The 18,185-nt window shown below is 69.3% G+C and carries 17 protein-coding genes; 16 read left to right on the top strand and 1 reads right to left on the bottom strand.

The genetic code is table 11. The annotated features are described in order from the left end of the window. Window positions 1-70 precede the first annotated feature (70 nt). On the top strand, window positions 71-778 hold the full coding sequence (locus tag DES41_RS22165) for a TetR/AcrR family transcriptional regulator (protein WP_147282920.1): 708 nt from the start codon (window positions 71-73) through the stop codon (window positions 776-778). A gap of 285 nt (window positions 779-1,063) precedes the next feature. On the opposite strand, the gene DES41_RS37905 is transcribed toward DES41_RS22165, so the two are convergent. Continuing rightward, window positions 1,064-1,747: a hypothetical protein gene (locus tag DES41_RS37905; RefSeq protein ID WP_147282919.1), complete on the bottom strand. Its 684-nt coding sequence runs from the start codon at window positions 1,745-1,747 to the stop codon at window positions 1,064-1,066. A gap of 284 nt (window positions 1,748-2,031) precedes the next feature. Here DES41_RS37905 and DES41_RS22160 point away from each other — a divergent pair, with 284 nt between their 5' ends. The 15 genes from DES41_RS22160 to DES41_RS22090 all read left to right on the top strand — a co-directional run bounded on the left by DES41_RS22160 (window position 2,032) and on the right by DES41_RS22090 (window position 18,153). After that, complete coding sequence (locus DES41_RS22160; protein ID WP_114469830.1) at window positions 2,032-4,599, top strand: winged helix-turn-helix domain-containing protein; 2,568 nt, start codon at window positions 2,032-2,034, stop codon at window positions 4,597-4,599. Window positions 4,600-4,711: 112 nt separating this feature from the next. Next, window positions 4,712-5,494, top strand: a complete 783-nt coding sequence (locus DES41_RS22155; RefSeq protein WP_114469829.1) for an ABC transporter ATP-binding protein — start codon at window positions 4,712-4,714, stop codon at window positions 5,492-5,494. Next, window positions 5,487-6,209, top strand: coding sequence for an ABC transporter ATP-binding protein (locus DES41_RS22150; protein ID WP_114470022.1), 723 nt, complete (start codon window positions 5,487-5,489; stop codon window positions 6,207-6,209). Before DES41_RS22155 ends, DES41_RS22150 begins: the two co-directional genes overlap by 8 nt. 4 nt (window positions 6,210-6,213) lie before the next feature. Beyond that, window positions 6,214-7,098, top strand: coding sequence for a branched-chain amino acid ABC transporter permease (locus tag DES41_RS22145; protein ID WP_114469828.1), 885 nt, complete (start codon window positions 6,214-6,216; stop codon window positions 7,096-7,098). 65 nt (window positions 7,099-7,163) lie between these two features. Beyond that, the gene (locus DES41_RS22140) at window positions 7,164-8,054 is read left to right on the top strand and encodes a branched-chain amino acid ABC transporter permease (protein ID WP_211333057.1); all 891 of its coding nucleotides are present in this window, start codon (window positions 7,164-7,166) and stop codon (window positions 8,052-8,054) included. A 97-nt stretch (window positions 8,055-8,151) separates the two neighbouring features. Further along, window positions 8,152-9,378 carry an ABC transporter substrate-binding protein gene (locus DES41_RS22135; RefSeq protein ID WP_114469826.1) on the top strand — a complete coding sequence of 409 codons (1,227 nt, stop codon included), beginning with the start codon at window positions 8,152-8,154 and terminating at the stop codon, window positions 9,376-9,378. Next, on the top strand, window positions 9,378-10,145 hold the full coding sequence (locus DES41_RS22130; protein ID WP_114470021.1) for an SDR family NAD(P)-dependent oxidoreductase: 768 nt from the start codon (window positions 9,378-9,380) through the stop codon (window positions 10,143-10,145). Before DES41_RS22135 ends, DES41_RS22130 begins: the two co-directional genes overlap by 1 nt. 29 nt (window positions 10,146-10,174) lie before the next feature. Continuing rightward, complete coding sequence (locus DES41_RS22125) at window positions 10,175-10,948, top strand: enoyl-CoA hydratase/isomerase family protein (RefSeq protein ID WP_114469825.1); 774 nt, start codon at window positions 10,175-10,177, stop codon at window positions 10,946-10,948. An 11-nt stretch (window positions 10,949-10,959) separates the two neighbouring features. Then, a complete protein-coding gene (locus DES41_RS22120) occupies window positions 10,960-12,495 on the top strand; it encodes a class I adenylate-forming enzyme family protein (protein ID WP_114469824.1) in 1,536 nt (511 codons plus the stop codon). An 11-nt stretch (window positions 12,496-12,506) separates the two neighbouring features. Next, a complete protein-coding gene (locus DES41_RS22115; protein WP_114469823.1) occupies window positions 12,507-13,676 on the top strand; it encodes an acyl-CoA dehydrogenase family protein in 1,170 nt (389 codons plus the stop codon). Window positions 13,677-13,698: 22 nt separating this feature from the next. Further along, window positions 13,699-15,255, top strand: coding sequence for a long-chain-fatty-acid--CoA ligase (locus tag DES41_RS22110; protein WP_114469822.1), 1,557 nt, complete (start codon window positions 13,699-13,701; stop codon window positions 15,253-15,255). Further along, window positions 15,256-16,092: an enoyl-CoA hydratase/isomerase family protein gene (locus DES41_RS22105; protein WP_114469821.1), complete on the top strand. Its 837-nt coding sequence runs from the start codon at window positions 15,256-15,258 to the stop codon at window positions 16,090-16,092. Continuing rightward, window positions 16,089-17,270, top strand: a complete 1,182-nt coding sequence (locus DES41_RS22100; RefSeq protein ID WP_114469820.1) for a lipid-transfer protein — start codon at window positions 16,089-16,091, stop codon at window positions 17,268-17,270. The genes DES41_RS22105 and DES41_RS22100 overlap by 4 nt, the downstream gene beginning before the upstream one ends. A gap of 10 nt (window positions 17,271-17,280) precedes the next feature. Then, on the top strand, window positions 17,281-17,721 hold the full coding sequence (locus DES41_RS22095; RefSeq protein ID WP_114469819.1) for a MaoC family dehydratase N-terminal domain-containing protein: 441 nt from the start codon (window positions 17,281-17,283) through the stop codon (window positions 17,719-17,721). A 12-nt stretch (window positions 17,722-17,733) separates the two neighbouring features. Then, on the top strand, window positions 17,734-18,153 hold the full coding sequence (locus DES41_RS22090; RefSeq protein ID WP_114469818.1) for a MaoC family dehydratase: 420 nt from the start codon (window positions 17,734-17,736) through the stop codon (window positions 18,151-18,153). Window positions 18,154-18,185 lie beyond the last annotated feature (32 nt).

Here is an 18,185-nt window from a genome sequence, read left to right as displayed (position 1 = left end):
CACTAGGGAAAACACCCGACCTGGGCGGAACGAAACAGGCCAGTAAACTGAAATCGAACACTTCAGCGGCGTGCGAGCGCAAGCCTCCAACAACAGGAAAGGAATGGATGTGGCAAGCGCATCAGGCAGCCGGGCAGGACGGCCACGCAAGGTCTTCTCGCCTGCGGTGCAGAGCACTCGCGACGAGCGCGCGGCGCGCACGCGCGAGCAGCTGCTGGTGTCGGCCGCGCGTATCGTTGGCGAGTTCGGCTACCGCGACGCCTCGATCCAGCGCATCACGGCCGACGCGGGCATGGCCCAAGGCACCTTCTACCTGTACTTCGAATCGCGCCAGGCACTGTTCGATGAACTGCTGCCGCACTTCGGACTGCACATGCTCGAGCACGTGCGCGAGCGCGCCCACGGCAAGAGCGACTTCTTCGAGATCGAGGAGATCGGCGCGCGCGCCGTGTTCGAGTACCTGCAGGAGAACACGTGGTTTTGGCGTGTGCTGAACGAGGCCGAGGTCGAGGCGCCTGCCGCCTGGGCGCGGCACCACGAAGAGGTGGTGCAGCGCTACATGAAGTTTCTCAAACGCGCTCGCCGGGCCGGCGTGATCACCAAGTACCGTGAAGATGAACTGGACACGCTTGCCTACCTGTTGATCGCGGCGCGTGACTACCTTTATTTGTATCACCTGCACCGATCCAAGCAGAACAGCGGCATTCCGGAATCGGTGGTGCGCACGTACATGCAGTTTGTGCGCGGCGGGCTCGACGCGTCGCCACCGACGGCCTAGAGCCCGTGCGCATCGGCAAGTCGCTCAGAGTGCCACGGACCGCTGCGACAACATCCGTGTGCCCGAACGCGCCCGCCAACGCCACAACGCGCGACCACGGCAGCTGTCAAGGCGGTCAAGGCGGTCAACTAGTTGATTGCTCCACGGGAGAAATGACAGGCAGCTGCGGGCGCACTGCTGTCGGCCGGCTTCCGCCCGTTCACGACGGGTCTCCATCGCAGATACACCGGCCGGCGATGCTCGTGAATGTGACAGGCGCGCAGCTGTTGGCAGGCAGTCAGGGATTCAAGTGCTGACGGCGTACTTTCGATGACGCCCCGCGCGCCCTTGCGTTCGACTTTGCACCGCGCGGGTGCGGCGATGCGTGTTGCTGGAGGTCAGCATCAGACACCATGGCGCGCCGTTGTCAAAATGATCTTCCTCCTGGCCAACCGGCGAGGCATCGCGACCGGACGCGGCCCTGCACGCGAGGTTGCTGGACATCCAGAAGCGGCGGTTTGCATCGGTTGTTGACGGGGCGGTGAGCGACGTCACGACGTTGTCAAAGGCGGTCTGCGACGAATTCGCGCAATAGGTCCTGGCCATCACCGCCATCGGGGCCAACGCGACGCTGAAAGCTGATCGACGCAGCACGCGAGCAAGGGATCTGGCGCGGTGCGCCAATGCCATTGCATCGCAGTTGGAGCCTGCCAAATGCAGATCGATCCGGTTGGGAGCCTTCAAAGCCAGCCCCAGCAGGGGCTCGGGCGCTGCTCCATCGGAGATGAGTGGTCGTGCTATCAACTGCTGCTGCGGGTGAAACTGGCCACATTGCGCACAGCACCCCACTCCGGTGTATCCGCCGAAATCCTCGGCAGATCTGATCTCGTTCGAAAGAACAGCTGTAGGGTCGCGTCTGCCGATGTGGAAGGAGCTTGAACTCCAGTTCCGTAAACTGGCCCAGTTCCAGCCATTCAGCACTCGTTCCACTTGACCAGGGGTCAGTTGTGGGAAGCGGCCGACGATTCGCCGCTCGGTCGCCAACCGCATTGCTGGCCACGAACTTGCGTCTGTACGCCAAAACCTGAGGAGACAAAGGGTTGGAAATGCACTCGAAGGCAGTGAGGCGACATCTTGTCGCGGCCAAGCTCCATCCCCGTTTGACCTCGCCGCGGCCGGTGCCGCGCCCACAGCTCATGGAGCATATGCACGCGGCAGACCACCCCGCCCTTCTGCTGGTTCACGGTCCGGCGGGGTTCGGAAAGACAACAGCCATGGTCCAGTACTACCTGCAGCTCAGGGACCGCGGCATTGCCACCGGCTGGTTCAGGCTCGACAAGGCTGACAACGACGTCGACCGCTTCCTGGCCTATCTGGTCGAAGCCTTCAGGGCCATCGACACTGCGATTCCATCGGCGCTCGGCCGGTACGACGGCGCAGTCGCCAACGACACGCACGGCGCGATGCTCGATCTGGCCGGACACCTGGCCGCGTTCGAGGGCGAGTTCGTGCTGTTCCTGGACGACTTCGAAGTCATCGAAAGCCCGGTCGTTCTGGGCCTGGTGCGGCAATTCATCGACGTCCTGCCCGCGGGCGGACGGCTCGTCATCGGTTCGCGCACCGTGCCCGACCTGGGCCTGGGCCGGCTGCGGGCCCACGGCCAACTGGTGGAGATCGAAACCCCGCAGCTGCGCTTCAGCTCCGCGGAGACCGCTGCATTCCTGCGCCAGCAGCGCGGCCTGGCACTGCGCGACGACGACATCCTGCGCCTGCAGCACCGGACCGAGGGCTGGCCGGCGGCGTTGTGGCTGGTTTCGCTGGCGCTGCGAGACCGCAGCGATCCGCACCGCTTCGTTGAGACCTTCGACGGCTCCAACGCCTCCATCGCCGACTACCTCGTCGAGGACGTGCTGGCGCGCCAGGCCGAACCCGTGCGCCGGTTCCTGCTGGGCACCAGCGTGCTGCAGGAACTCAGCGCGCCGCTGTGCGACCACCTGCTGCAGCGCGGCGACAGCCACGAGCTGCTGGCGCAGATCGAGCGCGCCCACCTGTTCCTCGTGCCGCAGGACAGTGAGCGCCACTGGTACCGCTACCACGCCCTGTTCAGCGGCTTCCTGCGCGATCAGCTGCGCCAGAGCGCACCACAGGAAGTGCATGGCCTGCACCAGCGCGCCGCGCAGTGGTGGGCCGGGCATGGCAAGCCCACGCGCGCGATCGAGCACGCGCTGCAGTGCGGCGACGGGGACTACCTGATGGCGCTGCTGCAAGCCCATGCGAACGACCTGCTGTGGCTCGGCCGCACCCGCACCCTGGCGCGCTGGCATGCAGCGCCCGCCGTGGCGGCACGCCTGGCGCAGCATCCGGCGCTGATGCTGATCTTCGGCTGGGCGCTGACCCTGGCCCACCGCTACGACGAAAGCCTCAAGCTGCTCGACACGCTGCAGGCGGGCCTGGCCGCAGGTACGCTTGGCGAGCAGGACGTGCCGGCCGTGGCCATCAGCGTGCAGCGCGCGTTCATCCTGGCCATGCAGGACCGGGTCAAGGAGTCTGCCGAGCTTTGGCACGTCTGCACGCCGAGGGTGACGCCGGCCCAGCCGTTCTCCTACGCCATGCTGGGCGCATCCTACGGTTTCTGCCTGGTGGCCGAGAGCCGCTTCGCGGAGGCCCGCGGCTTCCTCGAACAGGCCCGCCGGCGGGTGCAGGAGATCGGCGACTCCTTCATCGCGCCGATGGCGCTGTGCCTGGAAGGCGCCATCGACTTCGCGCAGGGACACCTGCGCAATGCCACTTCCGGCTTTCGTGCCGCGCTCGCGGGCGGCGGCGCGGCGCTGCTGCCGCAGGCTGCGAACAACACTGTGGCCGCGGCCTTCCTGGCCGAGGCGCTGTACGAGGCGAACGCGCTGGACGAGGCGGAGCGCCTGCTGAACATCTACCTGCCGCTGCTCAAGGACGCGGCTGCACCGGACCAGCTCATCACCAGCTTTGCCGTACTGGCCCGGATCGCCTGCGCGCGCGGCCACCAGAGCCGGGCGGACGAGTTGCTCGACGAGATGGAAGTCGTCGGCCACCGCCATGGCCTGCCCCGCATGGTGGCGACGGCGCGGCTCGAACGCAGCCGCGTCGCGCTGCTGCGCGGCGAGGTGGTGGCCGCGCAGAACCAGCTAGCCAGCGGCTGCGACGAGCGCACCTGGCAGCCGCTCGGCGGCCTCGTCACGCACGCCAACGACACCGAAGCACCCGCCATCGCCCAGTTCCGCCTGCGCATCCGCACGGGCCGCGCCGAGGCCACGCTGGCGCCGCTCAAGCAGGCCCTGAAGGAAGCCGATGCGCTGCAGCGGCACCGCCGCGCGCTCAAGCTCTCGATTCTGCTGGCCGAGGCGCTGTGCGCCACGGGCCAGACCGCCGCCGGCCTGCGGCGCCTGCGCGACGCCGTGCAGTTCGCTGCCGGCGAGGGCTTCGTGCGCAGCTTCGTCGACGAAGGCCCCATGCTCATGCGCTGGGTAGGCGAACTGCAGGACTCGCTGGCCGAGGCACACGGCGGTGATGCCGGGTTGGCAGGCTTCGTCGCCAGACTGCTGGCGGCCGGCGGTGTTTCCCCACAGCGGCCAGCCGGCCAGCCGCCGGCCAGCACCGCGCCGACCAGTGCCGGGGTGCTGTCCGAACGCGAGCTGCAGGTGCTGCGCCTGCTGACGGGAGGCCACCGCAACCGTGCCATCGCCGAGCGGCTGTTCGTCTCCGAGACCACTGTCAAGGCGCACCTGCGCAGCATCAACGTGAAGCTGGGAACCGAGAGCCGCACCCACGCCATCGCGGTCGCGCGCCAGCGCGGCCTGCTGGACTGACGACCCTGCACCGGCGCGGGCACTCGGTACAAACCCGGCCCGCAAACTGTCCTTTCGAACGAGGCCGCCCACCGGGCCCGGCTCGAACATCGCGGCGCCACCAGAGAGCGCCATGCCCTACAACGACTACATCCTCGAGACAAGACAGCTGGTCAAGGAATTCCGCGGTTTCGTCGCGGTCGACCACGTCGACCTGCGTGTACGCCGCGGCCAGATCCACGCGCTGATCGGTCCCAACGGCGCCGGCAAGACCACCGTCTTCAACCTGCTCACCAAGTTCCTTGCGCCCACGGGCGGCAGCATCGTGTTCGACGGCCGGGACATCACCGCCAGCGGCCCGGCGGCCGTGGCGCGCCAGGGCATGGTGCGCTCGTTCCAGATCTCGGCCGTGTTCCCGCAGCTGTCGGTGCTGGAGAACGTGCGCGTGGCGCTGCAGCGCAAGCTGGGCACCACCTTCCGGTTCTGGCGCAGCGAACGGTCGCTGCACGGTCTGCATGCGCGCGCCATGGAGCTGCTGGCCACGGTCGAGCTGAGCCCCCATGCGCAGCGGCCCGCGGCCGAGCTGCCCTACGGCCGAAAGCGCGCGCTGGAGATCGCCACCACGCTGGCGGCCGACCCCGCGCTGCTGCTGCTCGACGAGCCCACCCAGGGCATGGGCCACGAGGACATCGACCACGTGACCGCGTTGATCGCCAAGGTGGCGGCCGACCGCACCGTGTTGATGGTGGAGCACAACATGGGCGTGGTTGAGCGCATCGCCCACACCATCAGCGTGCTGCAGCGTGGCAAGGTCATCGCCGAGGGGCCGTACGCGCAGGTGTCGACCGACCCGCAGGTGCTGGAGGCCTACATGGGAACCGAGCATGCCGCGCTCCCGGGGACCCGCCATGCGTGAGGCCCGCGCAGGGCAGCAGCCGCTGCTCGCGATCGAAGGCCTGCATGCCTTCTACGGCGAATCGCACGTGCTGCACGGCGTGGACCTGCAGGTCTACCCTGGCGAAGTGGTGGCCGTGCTGGGCCGCAACGGCGCAGGCCGCACCACGACGCTGAAGGCCGTGATGGGGCTGATGGGCCGCGCCAAGGGGTCGATCCGCTTGAACGGCGCGCAACTGCTGGGGCTGGCGCCGCACGACATCGCGCGGCACGGCATCGGCTACTGCCCCGAGGAACGCGGCATCTTCGCCAGCCTGTCGTGCGAGGAAAACCTGCTGCTTCCGCCCCGGCTGGCCGCCGGCGGCATGGGGCTGGACCAGATCTACGCGCTGTTCCCCAACCTGCGGGAGCGCCGCGCAAGCCCGGGCACGCGGCTGTCGGGCGGCGAGCAGCAGATGCTGGCGCTGGCGCGCATCCTGCGCACCGGCGCGCGGCTGCTCCTACTGGACGAGACCTCCGAGGGCCTGGCGCCGGTGATCGTGCAGGCCATCGGCCGCGCCATCCGCCAGCTGCGCGCGCTCGGCTTCACGCTGGTCATGGTGGAACAGAACTTCCGCTTCGCGGCGCCGCTGGCCGACTACTTCTACGTGATGGAGGGCGGCCGCATGGTGCAGGGCTTCGCCACCGCGCAACTGGCCGCCCATATGGACATGCTGCACACGCAGCTCGGGGTCTGACGCCATGGACATCTTCGGCATCCCCTCGCAGGCGCTGTTCGGCCAGCTGCTGATCGGGCTCATCAACGGCTCGTTCTACGCGCTGCTGTCGCTGGGCCTGGCCATCATCTTCGGCCTGCTGCGCATCATCAACTTCGCACACGGCGCGCAGTACATGTTCGGCGCCTTCATCGCCTACCTGCTGCTGCACAAGGCGGGCGTGGGCTACTGGTGGGCGCTGCTGCTGGCGCCGCTCACGGTGGGCGCGCTCGGCGCGGTGGTCGAGCGCCTGATGCTGTCCAGGCTGTACCGCGTGGACCACCTCTACAGCCTGATGCTGACCTTCGGCCTGGGGCTCATCGTGCAGGGCGTGTTCCTCAGCGAATATGGCTCCTCGGGCCAGCCCTACCCCATGCCGGCGCAGCTGTCGGGGGGGCGCAACCTGGGCTTCATGTTCATGCCGTACTACCGCGTGTGGGTGATCGGCTTTTCGGTCGCGGTCTGCGTGGCGGCCTGGCTGCTGATCGAGCGCACCCGGCTGGGAGGCACCCTGCGCGCCGCCAACGAAAACCCCACGCTGGTCCAGGCGTTCGGCATCAACGTACCGCGCATGCTCACGCTGACCTACGGCGCGGGTGCCGGGCTCGCAGCGCTGGCCGGCGTGATGGCCGCGCCCATCTACCAGGTCGGCGCGCTGATGGGCACCGAACTCATCATCGTGGTCTTCGCCGTGGTCGTGATCGGCGGCATGGGCTCCCTCCTCGGCTCCATCCTGGCCGGCTTCGGCCTGGGGCTGGCCGAGGGGCTGACCAAGGTGTTCTATCCCGAGGCGGCGAACACGGTGGTGTTCGTGCTGATGGCCCTCGTGATCCTCGCCAAGCCGAACGGCCTGTTCGGTGCCCGGAACTAGAGAGACCCGCCATGCCCCAACCCACGTTCCTGGCGCGCCACGGCCAGGCCCTGGCCTTCGCGCTGATGGTCGCGTTCTTCGCGCTCGCGCCGCTGTTCGTGTACCCGGTCTACCTCATGAAGGTCATGTGCTTCGCGCTGTTCGCGTGCGCCTTCAACCTGCTCATCGGATTCTGCGGCCTGCTGTCGTTCGGGCACGCCATGTTCCTCGGCGTTGCCGGCTACGCGGCCGCGCACGCGGCCAAGGTCTGGGCCCTGACGCCCGAGCTGGCGGTGCTGTTCGGCGTGGCCTGCGCGGCGCTGCTGGGGCTGGTCAGCGGCTTGCTGGCGATCCGGCGCCAGGGCATCTACTTCGCGATGATCACGCTGGCGCTCGCGCAGATGGTGTATTTCTTCTTCCTGCAGGCGCCGTTCACAGGCGGCGAGAACGGCCTGCAGGCCGTGCCGCGCGGCCGGCTGTTCGGGCTGGTGGATCTGGCGCGCCCCGGTGCCATGTACGGCTTCGTGTTCGCGGTCTTCCTCGCGGGCTTCCTGCTGGTCTGGCGCATCGTGCACTCGCCGTTCGGCCAGGTGCTCAAGGCGATCCGCGAGAACGAGCCGCGCGCGATCTCGCTGGGCTACGAGGTCGACCGCTACAAGCTGCTCGCCTTCGTGCTGTCGGCCGCGCTGGCCGGCGCCGCCGGCGCCACCAAGGCGTTGGTGTTCCAGCTGGCCGCGCTGCCGGATGCGCACTGGGCCATGTCCGGCGAGGTCGTGCTCATGACCCTGCTGGGCGGGCTTGGCACGCTGCTGGGGCCCGTGGTTGGCGCGGGCGCGATCGTGATGATGCACAACCACCTCGCGCACCTCGATTCCTGGGTCATGGTGATCCAGGGCGTGATCTTCGCTGTCTGCGTGCTCGCCTTTCGGCGCGGGGTGGTCGGCGAGGTCGCGCAGCGACTGCGCGTCCCGCTGTGAGCTGGTGCCAAAACTGTACTTTCGAACGAGGCCGAGCCGGCACCGCACGCCCATCATCGCAGCGGGACCCTTCCAACAGCAACGGAGACAAGCACCCATGAAGACCACACGATTCCACCGCGCCCGGCTGGCTGCCGCCACCGCCGCGCTGTTGACCACCCTGGCCGCACATGCCGCCGATTCCGATCCCGTCAAGATCGCCGTGCTCACCGACATGACGGGTTTCCTGTCGTCTTCGCTGGGCCCCGGTTCGGTGGACGCGGCCCGCATGGCCATCGAGGATTTCGGCGGCCAAGTCCTGGGCAAGAAGATCCAGTTCGTCTCGGCCGACCACCAGAACAAGCCCGACGTAGGCCTGGCGACGGCGCGCAAGTGGTACGAGAGCGACGGCGTCGACGTGATCGCCGACATCGGCAACTCGGCTGTGGGCCTCGGCGTGCAGGAACTCGCGCGCAACCAGAAGAAGCTGGTCTTCATCACCGGCGCCTCGAGCTCGGTGTTCACCGACAAGGCCTGCACCCCCTACGGCACGCAGTGGAGCCACGACACCTACATGTTCGCCAGCAGCCTGCCGGCCAAGCTCGCACGCGCCGGAGAGAAGAACTGGTACTTCGTCACGGCCGACTTCGCGTTCGGCCAGGCCCTGGAGGCCGACGCGACGCGGGCCGTGAACAGCGCGGGCGGCAAGGTCGTCGGCAGCGTGCGCCACCCGCCCAACAGCGCCGACTTCTCGTCCTTCCTGATGCAGGCCTCGTCGGCCAAGGCCAACGTGGTCGCGCTGGCCAACGCGATCACCGACACCACCAACTCGATCAAGCAGTGGAACGAGTTTCAGATGGGCGGCAAGTCGCAAAAGCTCGTCGCTCTCACGCTGCTGCTCAACGACGTGCGCGCGCTGGGCCTGCCGGTGGCGCAGGGCGCGGTGTTCTCCACCGTCTGGTACTGGGACCTGGACGACAAGACGCGCGCCTTCTCCAAGCGCTTCTTCGAGCGCAACAAGTTCATGCCGGCCGAGGCGCATGCCGGCACCTACAGCGCGGTCTACCACTACCTGCAGTCGGTCAAGGCCGCCGGGACCAAGAACGCCGATGCGGTGCGCGTGAAGATGCGCGAGCTCCCGGTCAACGACTTCTACTCCGACAGCGTGCGCATCCGCGAGGACGGCCGCGTCATGCGCCAGACCTACATCGCGCAGGTCAAGGCCCCGGCCGAGTCCAAGGGACCCTGGGATCTCTACAAGATCCTGGAGACGGTGCCGGCCGAGCAGAGCTGGCGCCCGCTGTCCGAGTCGCAATGCCCGCTGGTGGCGAAGAAGGCGGGCTGATGCAGGCCGGCAGCATCCAGGGCCGGGTGGCCATCGTGACGGGCGGCGGTTCGGGCATCGGCCGCGCCACGGCGCTGGGCCTGGCGGCCGAGGGCTGGACTGTGGTGGCGGCCGACATCGACGAGGCGGCGGCGCAGGAGACCGCGCGGCTGGTCGGTGCGGCCGCAGGCCAGGCCTCGGCGCTGCGCGTGGACGTCACGCGCGACGAGGATTGCGCTGCCATGGTGGCGCAGACGCTGACGCGGCACGGGCGGCTGGACGCCGCCTTCAACAACGCCGGCATCGCGGGCTACCCGCTGCGCACCGTGGACCACAGTCCGGCGCAATGGCAGCGCGTGATCGACGTGAACCTGAGCGGCGTGTTCCATTGCCTGCGCCACGAGATCCCGGCCATGCAGCGCCAGGGCGGCGGCGCCATCGTCAACACCGCCTCCATCATGGGACTGCGCGGCGCGTTCGGCGGTTCGGCCTACTGCGCGGCCAAGCACGGCGTGGTGGGGCTGACCAAGGCCGCCGCGCTGGAGTGCGGGCGCGACGGCATCCGCATCAACGCTGTCTGCCCCGGCTACATCGACACGCCGATGACCACGGGGGAGGAAGCCATCTTCAGCGACAAGCTGCTCGACGCCGGGCTGCAGCGCGCCGCCATCCGCCGGCTCGCGCGGCCCGAAGAGGTCGCAGACATGGTGGTGTGGCTGTGCTCGCCACGTGCCTCCTACGTGACCGGCGCGAGCTTCACGGTCGATGCCGGCGTCACCGCCAGCTGACTCTTCCCCTCCCCATCCTCCCGACCGCCATGCCCTACTCCCACTACAAGACCCTGCGCTTCAGCCAGGCCGGTGCCGTGCTCACGGTGCGCATCGACCGCCCGCAGGCGCTGAACGCCGTGAGCGCGACGCTGCACACCGAACTGTCGCGCGTGTTCTCCCAGATCGCGCAGGACGCCAGCGTGGACGCCGTGGTGCTGACCGGCGAGGGCCGTGCGTTCTCGGCCGGCGGCGACCTGGCCTGGTTCCGCGACATCACGCCGGCGCAGCTCGACGCGCTGTTCGTCGAGGCGCGCAAGATCATCGTCGACCTGTCGGAGCTGCCGCAGCCCATCGTCGCCGCCGTCAACGGCGTGGCGGCCGGCCTGGGCGCCACGCTGGCGCTGTTCTGCGACATGGTCTACATGGCCGACGACGCGAAGATCTCCGACCCGCACGTGCGCATCGGCGTCACGGCCGGCGACGGCGGTGCGGTGGTCTGGCCACTGCTGGTCGGCCTGTCGCGCGCCAAGGAGTACCTCATGACCGGCGACAGCCTGGATGCCGTGGAGGCCGAGCGCATCGGCCTGGTCAACCGCGTGGTGCCATCGGCCGAACTCGTGGCCACAGCCCAGGCCACCGCCGAGCGGCTGTGCCAAGGCTCGCGCATGGCGATCCGATCGACCAAGGCCGCGCTGAACAAGCACGTGCGCGAGGCCGTGAACCTGGTGCTCGACACCTCGCTCGCACTGGAGAAGGCGTGTTTCTCGGACGGCTTCCACAAGCGCGCCATCGCGGCCTTCGCGGCCAAGGCGCAGCCCTGAAGGAGGCCGCCATGCGCCAATCCGCCCTCGGACAAATGGTGGTGGGCAACATGCTCGCCACAGCGGCCGTGCGCTTCGCGCAGCGCGAGGCCTGGCATTGCGTGCCCACGGGCCGCCGCTACAGCTTCGCGCAGGCCAACGCGCGCTGCAACCGTCTGGCCAACGGCCTGCTGGCCCTGGGCTTGTGCCCCGGAGAGTGCGTGGCCTTCCTGAGCACCAACCGCGCGGAGGTCGCCGAGATCTACTTCGCACTGGCCAAGGCCGGCCTGGTCGGCCTGCCGCTGAACTACCGGCTGGCGCCGGTCGAAATGCTGGCGTTGATGCAGGAGGTCGGCGCAGTGGCGCTGCTGTGCGAGCGCAGGTTCGCCGACCTGGCGGCGCAGGTGCGCGTGCGGGTGGTCTTCGGCGAGGGCGCAACGCCTGCCGGCACGCACGACTACGAGGCGCTGCTCGACGCCGCGTCGGCCAGCGAGCCCACCGTGCAGGTGAACGAAGACGACCCCTACTATTTCAACCTGACCTCGGGCACGACCGGCCTGCCCAAGTGCTACCTGATCAGCCACTACAACGCGGCCACCTTCGCCAACATGTTCCAGGCGCTGCACATGGTGCGCGAGGACGTTGTCATGACGGTGTTCCCGATGTACGGCCGCGTCGGCTTCGCCTGGGTGGCCTGCGGCGTGATGTATGGCTGCCGCAACGTGCTGACCAACTTCGATGCGGGCCAGGCGCTCGATCTGATCGGCCGCGAGCGCGTGACCATCACCAACCTGGTGCCCACCATGGGCGCCATGCTGCTGGCACGGCCCGAGCTGGACGGCGCGCAACTGGGCTCGCTGCGCGCGCTGGTCTTCGCCGGCTCGCTGCTGGCTTCGCCCGTGCGCGACGGCGTGATGGCGCGCATCTGTCCGCGCCTGTACGAGTACTACGGCATGCAGGAGACCAGCACGCTGGTGGTCAGCACGCCCGAGGACCGTGTGCGCCGCCCCGATTCCGTCGGCCAGCCCATCCTGTTCGCCGAGGTGCGTGTGGTGGACGAGGCCGGCCGCGACGTGCCCGTGGGCCAGACCGGCGCGGTGATCGGCCGTTCGCCCGGCACCGTCACCGGCTACTACAAGAACCCCGACAAGACCACCGAAACCTTCCGCGGCGGCTGGTTGCACACCGGTGACCTGGGCCGACTCGACGACGAGGGCTACCTGTTCATCAACGGCCGGCTGAAGGACGTGATCGTGACCGGCGGCCAGAACGTGCACGCGGGTGAGGTCGAGGAAGCCATCCTCCGTTTCGACGGTGTGGCCGACTGCGCCGTCATCGGCCTGCCCGACCCGCTGTGGGGCGAGAGCGTGAGCGCCGTGGTGGTGCCTGCGCCCGGCCACAGCGTGGACCCCGACGCGCTGCTGGCCTGGTGCCGGCGCAGCCTGGCCGGTTTCAAGACACCCAAACGCGTGCTGCTCCAGGCCGACCCGCTGCCGCGCACCGCCACCGGCAAGGTGCAGAAATTCCTGCTGGTGGCGCGCTACAGCACGCCATCGGCCAAGTCCTGAGGAGCCATCGCATGAACGCCCCTGCCAGCTACCGCAGTCCCTGGACGGACGCGGACCTCGACCTGTACCGCGAGACGGTGCGCCGCTTCGTGGCCGAAGAGATCGCGCCGCACCAGCAGCGCTTTGCGCGCCAGCAGCATGTGGACCGGGCGGTCTGGGACAAGGCCGGCGCACTCGGTCTGCTGCTGGCCGACATTCCCGAGGATTACGGCGGTGCCGGCGGCAGCTTCGCCCATGTGGCCGTGCTCATGGAGGAGCTGGCCCGCGCGGGGGACTACGGCTTCGGCGTCAGCGTGCACCAGATCGCGGCCAACTACATCCTGCACCAGGGCACAGAAGAGCAAAAGCGCCGCTGCCTGCCGCGCATGGCGCGCGGCGATTGGATCGGCGCCATTGCGATGACCGAGCCCAACGCTGGCTCGGACCTGCAGGCGATCCGCACGCGCGCCACGCTGGAAGGTGACCACTACCGCATCGACGGCAGCAAGATCTTCATCTCCAACGGTTCCATGGCCGATCTGATCGTGGTCGTGACCAAGACCGACCCGGCGGCCGGCAGCAAGGGCGTCTCGCTGTTGCTGCTGGAGACGCGCGATGCCGCGGGGTTCTCGGTCGGCCGCGTGCTCGACAAGCTCGGCCAGCATGCGGCCGACACCAGCGAGCTGTTCTTCGACGGCGTGCGCGTGCCTGCGGACAACGTGCTGGGCGGGCACGAGGGACTGGGCTTCTACCACCTCATGCACGAGCTGCCGTACGAACGCACGCTGTGCGCCGTCAGCGCGATCGCCTCGACCGAGGCCGCCCTGCGCATGACGCTGGACCACACGCGCGAGCGCCGCGCCTTCGGCAAGACGCTGCTGGAGCTGCAGAACACGCGCTTCAAGCTGGCCGAAGTGAAGACCCAGGCCACCGTGGGCCGGCGCTTCGTGGACGACTGCATCGCGCGCGTGGTCGCCGGCACCATGGACGCCGACACCGCGGCCATGGCCAAGCTGTGGACCACCGAGACCCTGGGCCGGGCCGTGGACGACTGCCTGCAGCTGTTCGGCGGCTACGGCTACATGACCGAATACCCCATCGCCCGCCTGTACGCCGACGCCAGGGTGCAGCGCATCTATGGCGGCGCGAGCGAGATCATGAAGGAAATCGTCGCGCGCTCGCTCGAGCGCAACGGCGCCTGAACCACGACAAAGGAGACCCACCATGTACCTCACCCAAGGCCTGCGCCGCGCAGTCCAGCAGACGCCCGGCGCCATCGCCTCCGTCTTCCAGGGGCGCCGGCGCACCTTCGCCGAGCTCGGCGCGCGCGTGGCGCGACTCGGTGGGCTGCTGCGCAGCCTGGGCGTCGCGCCTGGCGACCGCGTCGGCATGCTGTCACTGAACTCCGACTGGTATCTGGAGTACTACCCCGGCGTGTACTGGGCCGGCGGCGCGGTGAACCCGATCAACACGCGCTGGAGCCCGGCCGAGATCGCGTTCTCGCTGGAAGACTGCCAGACCGGCATCCTGCTGGTGGACGACCACCACGCCGCCATGGTGGCCGAGCTGCGGGGCCGGTGCCCCGGCCTGCACACCGTGGTCCACGTCGGCGATGGCCCCGCGCCCGACGGCATGCTCGGCTACGAGGCCCTGCTGGCGCAAGCCGAGCCGGTCGACGACGCGCTGCGCGGCGGCGAGGACCTGGCCGGGGTGTTTTACACCGGTGGCACGACCGGCTCGCCCAAGGGCGTGATGCTGCCGCACCGCGGGTTGTATTCCAACGCCGTCGGCGTGGTGGCCGAGGGCGCCGTGCAGCACGGCTGCATCGGCCTGCACACGGCGCCCATGTTCCACCTGGCCGACGGCTGCTTCATGAACGCGATGTTCGCAAGCGGCGGCACGCACGTGATCGTGCCGCGCTTCGACCCCGTGTCGGTGCTCGGGACCATCCAGGACGAAGGCGTGACCGAGGCGCTGCTGGTGCCCACCATGATCCAGATGCTGGTGGACCATCCGGACATCGGCCGTTTCGACATCGGCAGCCTGCGCAACGTGTTGTACGGCGCTTCGCCCATCAGCGAGGGGCTGCTGGACCGCGCCATGCGTGCCATTCCCTCAGCGGGCTTCACGCAGCTCTATGGCATGACCGAGCTGTCGCCCATGGCCACGGTGCTCTCGCAGGACATGCACCGCGAGGCCGGCCGCCGCAAGGGCCGTCACCGCTCGGCCGGGCGCGCGGCGATCGGCTGCGAGGTGCGCGTCGTCGACGCCATGGGCAACGAGGTGGCGCGCGGCGAGGTCGGCGAGGTCGCGGTGCGCGGTCCCGGCGTCATGCTGGGCTACTGGAACAAGCCGGCCGAAACGGCCGCTGCGCTGCGCGATGGCTGGATGTTCACGGGCGACGGCGGGCGCATGGACGAGGACGGCTACCTGTTCATCGTGGACCGCATCAAGGACATGATCGTGACCGGCGGCGAGAACGTCTACAGCGTCGAGGTCGAGAGCGCCGTGGCCGCGCACCCCGCCGTGGCCAGCTGCGCCGTGATCGGCGTTCCGAACGACCAGTGGGGCGAGCTGGTACATGCCTTCATCGTGCGCAAACCCGGCGCCAGCGTCGACGAGGCTGCCATCGTCGCGCACTGCAAGGAGCGCATCGCGGGCTACAAGTGTCCGCGCCAGGTCAGCTTCATCGATGCGATGCCCCTCTCGGGCGCCGGCAAGATCCTGAAGACGCAGCTGCGCGCGCCCTTCTGGGAAGGCCGCGAAAGGAAGGTGGCCTGAATGCCGGCCGAAGCCCTGGTGCAATGGCACATCGAGGACGGCGTGGGCCACATCGTCCTGAACCGCCCTGCCGCCGCCAACGCGCTGAACAGCGCCGCCGGCCGCGCACTGGCCGACGCGATCGACCAGGCGTCGCGCGCCGACATCGGTGCCGTGCTGCTCTCGTCCACGGGCAGGCAGTTCTGCGCCGGCGGCGACATCGGCGAGTTCGTCGAGCGCCAGGCCGACCTGGACCGGCTGGTGCGCGCCATGCTCGATCCCCTGCACCCGGCAATCCACACGCTGGCAACGCTGCCGGTGCCCGTGGTCAGCGCCGTGCACGGGCCGGTCGGCGGCGCCGGCATCGCGCTCGCCCTGTGCGCCGACATCGTGCTGGCCGCACCGGCCATGAAGCTGCGCGGCGGCTACTCGGCGATCGGGCTGAGCCCGGACCTCGGCGCTTCCTACTACCTCGCACGCCGCGCGGGCGCCGCACGCGCCAAGCTGATCCTCATGACCAACCGCGCCATCGCGGCCGAGGAATGCCTGCGCTGGGGCCTCGTGGACGAGCTGCACGAGGCCGAGGCCCTGCCGGGTGCCGCCCGCGCACTGGCGCTGCAGCTGGCGCGCGGAGCAACCGGTTCGCTCGGCGGCATCAAGCGGCTGTGCGACGGCGCGCTGCAGCACGGCCTGCGCACCCACCTGCAGCTGGAGCGCGAGGCGCTGCTGCGCTGCGCCGTGTCGGCGGACGGCCGCGAGGGCATCAACGCCTTCATGGCCAAGCGCCCGCCAGTCTTCAACGACCCCCGCCTGCCCACGGCAGGGGACGCCCAATCCACCCACCAGGAGACCCCATGAACCCCGTCCACGTCACCGGCGTCGGCATGATCCCGTTCGCCAAGCCGGGCCGCCATGCGCCCTACCACGACATGGCCGCACAGGCCACCGCCGCCGCACTGGCCGATGCCGGCATCGGCTACGCGCAGGTACAGCAGGCCTACGTGGGCTACGTCTACGGCGACTCCACCGCCGGCCAGCGCGCGCTGTACGAGGTCGGCATGACCGGCATCCCCATCGTCAACGTCAACAACAACTGCTCGACCGGCTCGACCGCGCTGTTCCTGGCGCGCCAGGCGGTGGCGAGCGGCGCGGCCGAGTGCGTGCTGGCGCTGGGCTTCGAGCACATGAACCCGGGCGCGCTGGGCGCCGTGTTCCAGGACCGGCCGAGCCCCTTCGATCGCTTCGACGAGGCCACGGAAGAACTGGTCGGCCACGCCGAGATCCCGCTGGCGCTGCGCTACTTCGGCGGCGCCGGCCTGGCCCACATGCAGCAGTACGGCACACAGCTGTCGACCTTCGCCAAGATCCGCGCCAAGGCCAGCCGGCATGCGGCGAACAACCCGGTGGCGCTGTTCCGCACGGTGGTGACCGAGGAGGAGGTCATGGCCTCGCCGGTCATGTGGCCCGGCGTGATGACGCGGCTCATGGCCTGCCCGCCGACCTGCGGCGCGGCCGCCGCGATCCTGTGTTCCGAGGATTTCGCCGCGCGCCATGGGCTGGACCGCAGCGTGCGCATCAAGGCGCAGGCCATGACGACCGACGGCCCTGCCACCTTCGGCGCACGCGACATGCGCGAGGTGGTCGGCGTCAGCATGGCCCGCACCGCGGCGCGCCAGGTCTACGAGGCGGCCGGCGTCGGCCCGCAGGACATCGACGTGGTGGAGCTGCACGACTGCTTCGCCCACAACGAGCTGCTGAGCTATGAGGCGCTGGGCCTGTGCCCCGAGGGCGGCGCCGAGAAGTTCGTCTGCGATGGCGACAACACCTATGGCGGCCAGGTCGTCACCAACCCCTCGGGCGGCCTGCTGTCCAAGGGCCACCCGCTGGGCGCGACGGGCCTGGCCCAGTGCACCGAGCTCGTGCAGCAGCTGCGTGGCACGGCCGAGGCGCGCCAGATCGCCAATGCGCGGCTGGCGCTGCAGCACAACCTGGGGCTGGGCGGCGCCTGCGTGGTCACGCTCTACGAACGCGTCTGAGGGCAGCTCCATGATCGATAGAAAGTGGATCGGCCACGCGCTGGCGGCCTCGGTGCTGCCGATCGAGCGCTCGCGGCTGCAGTTCTTTGCCAAGGCCATCGGCGAGACCGACCCGGTCTACACCGACACCACGGCCGCGCGCGATGCCGGCTACGCCGATCTGCCCGCACCGCCGACCTTCCTGTTCGCGGCCGAGCTCGACTCGGGCGCCAACACGCAGATGCTGGCCGACCTGGACATTCCGCTGGCCAGGCTGCTGCACGGCGAGCAGAGCTTCGTCTACCACCGCGCGGCCTGCGTCGGCGACACGATCACGGTGCGTTCGCGCATCGAGGACATCTACGACAAGAAGAACGGCGCGCTCGAATTCGTTGTGAAGGCCTCGCGCGCCACCAACCAGATGGGCGAGCTGGTGGCCGAGATGCGCACCGTGCTGGTCTGCAGGAACTGAAGGACACACGCCATGGCCACTCCCCACTTCGACACCGTGCACATTGGCGACCGGCTCCCGGCGCTGCAGCTGCCGCCGGTGGACCGCACGACGCTGGCGCTGTTCGGCGGCGCCTCGGGCGACCACAACCCGGTCCACATCGACACCGACTTCGCGCGGCGCGCGGGCATGCCTGACGTGTTCGCGCAGGGCATGCTGGGCATGGCGTGGCTGGGCCGCTTGCTGACGGCCTGGGCGCCGCAGTCGCGGCTGCGGCGCTTTGACGTGCGCTTCCAGGGCATCACGCAGCTGGGCAATGCCATGTGCTGCAGCGGGCACGTGGTCGAGAAGCTGCACAGCGGCGGCGAAGCCTGCGTGCGCATCGAGATCCGCAGCACCAACCAGCACGGTCAGACCAAGATCGCAGGCGAAGCCATCGTCGCGCTGCCCTGACACCCACCTCCATGCAACGACAGGAAACACCC

The sequence above is a fragment of the Pseudorhodoferax soli genome (genome assembly GCF_003337555.1).
Taxonomy (GTDB): domain Bacteria; phylum Pseudomonadota; class Gammaproteobacteria; order Burkholderiales; family Burkholderiaceae_C; genus Pseudorhodoferax; species Pseudorhodoferax soli.
Note: the sequence above shows the minus strand (reverse complement) of the source record. Positions and strands in the feature narration are given on the sequence as shown.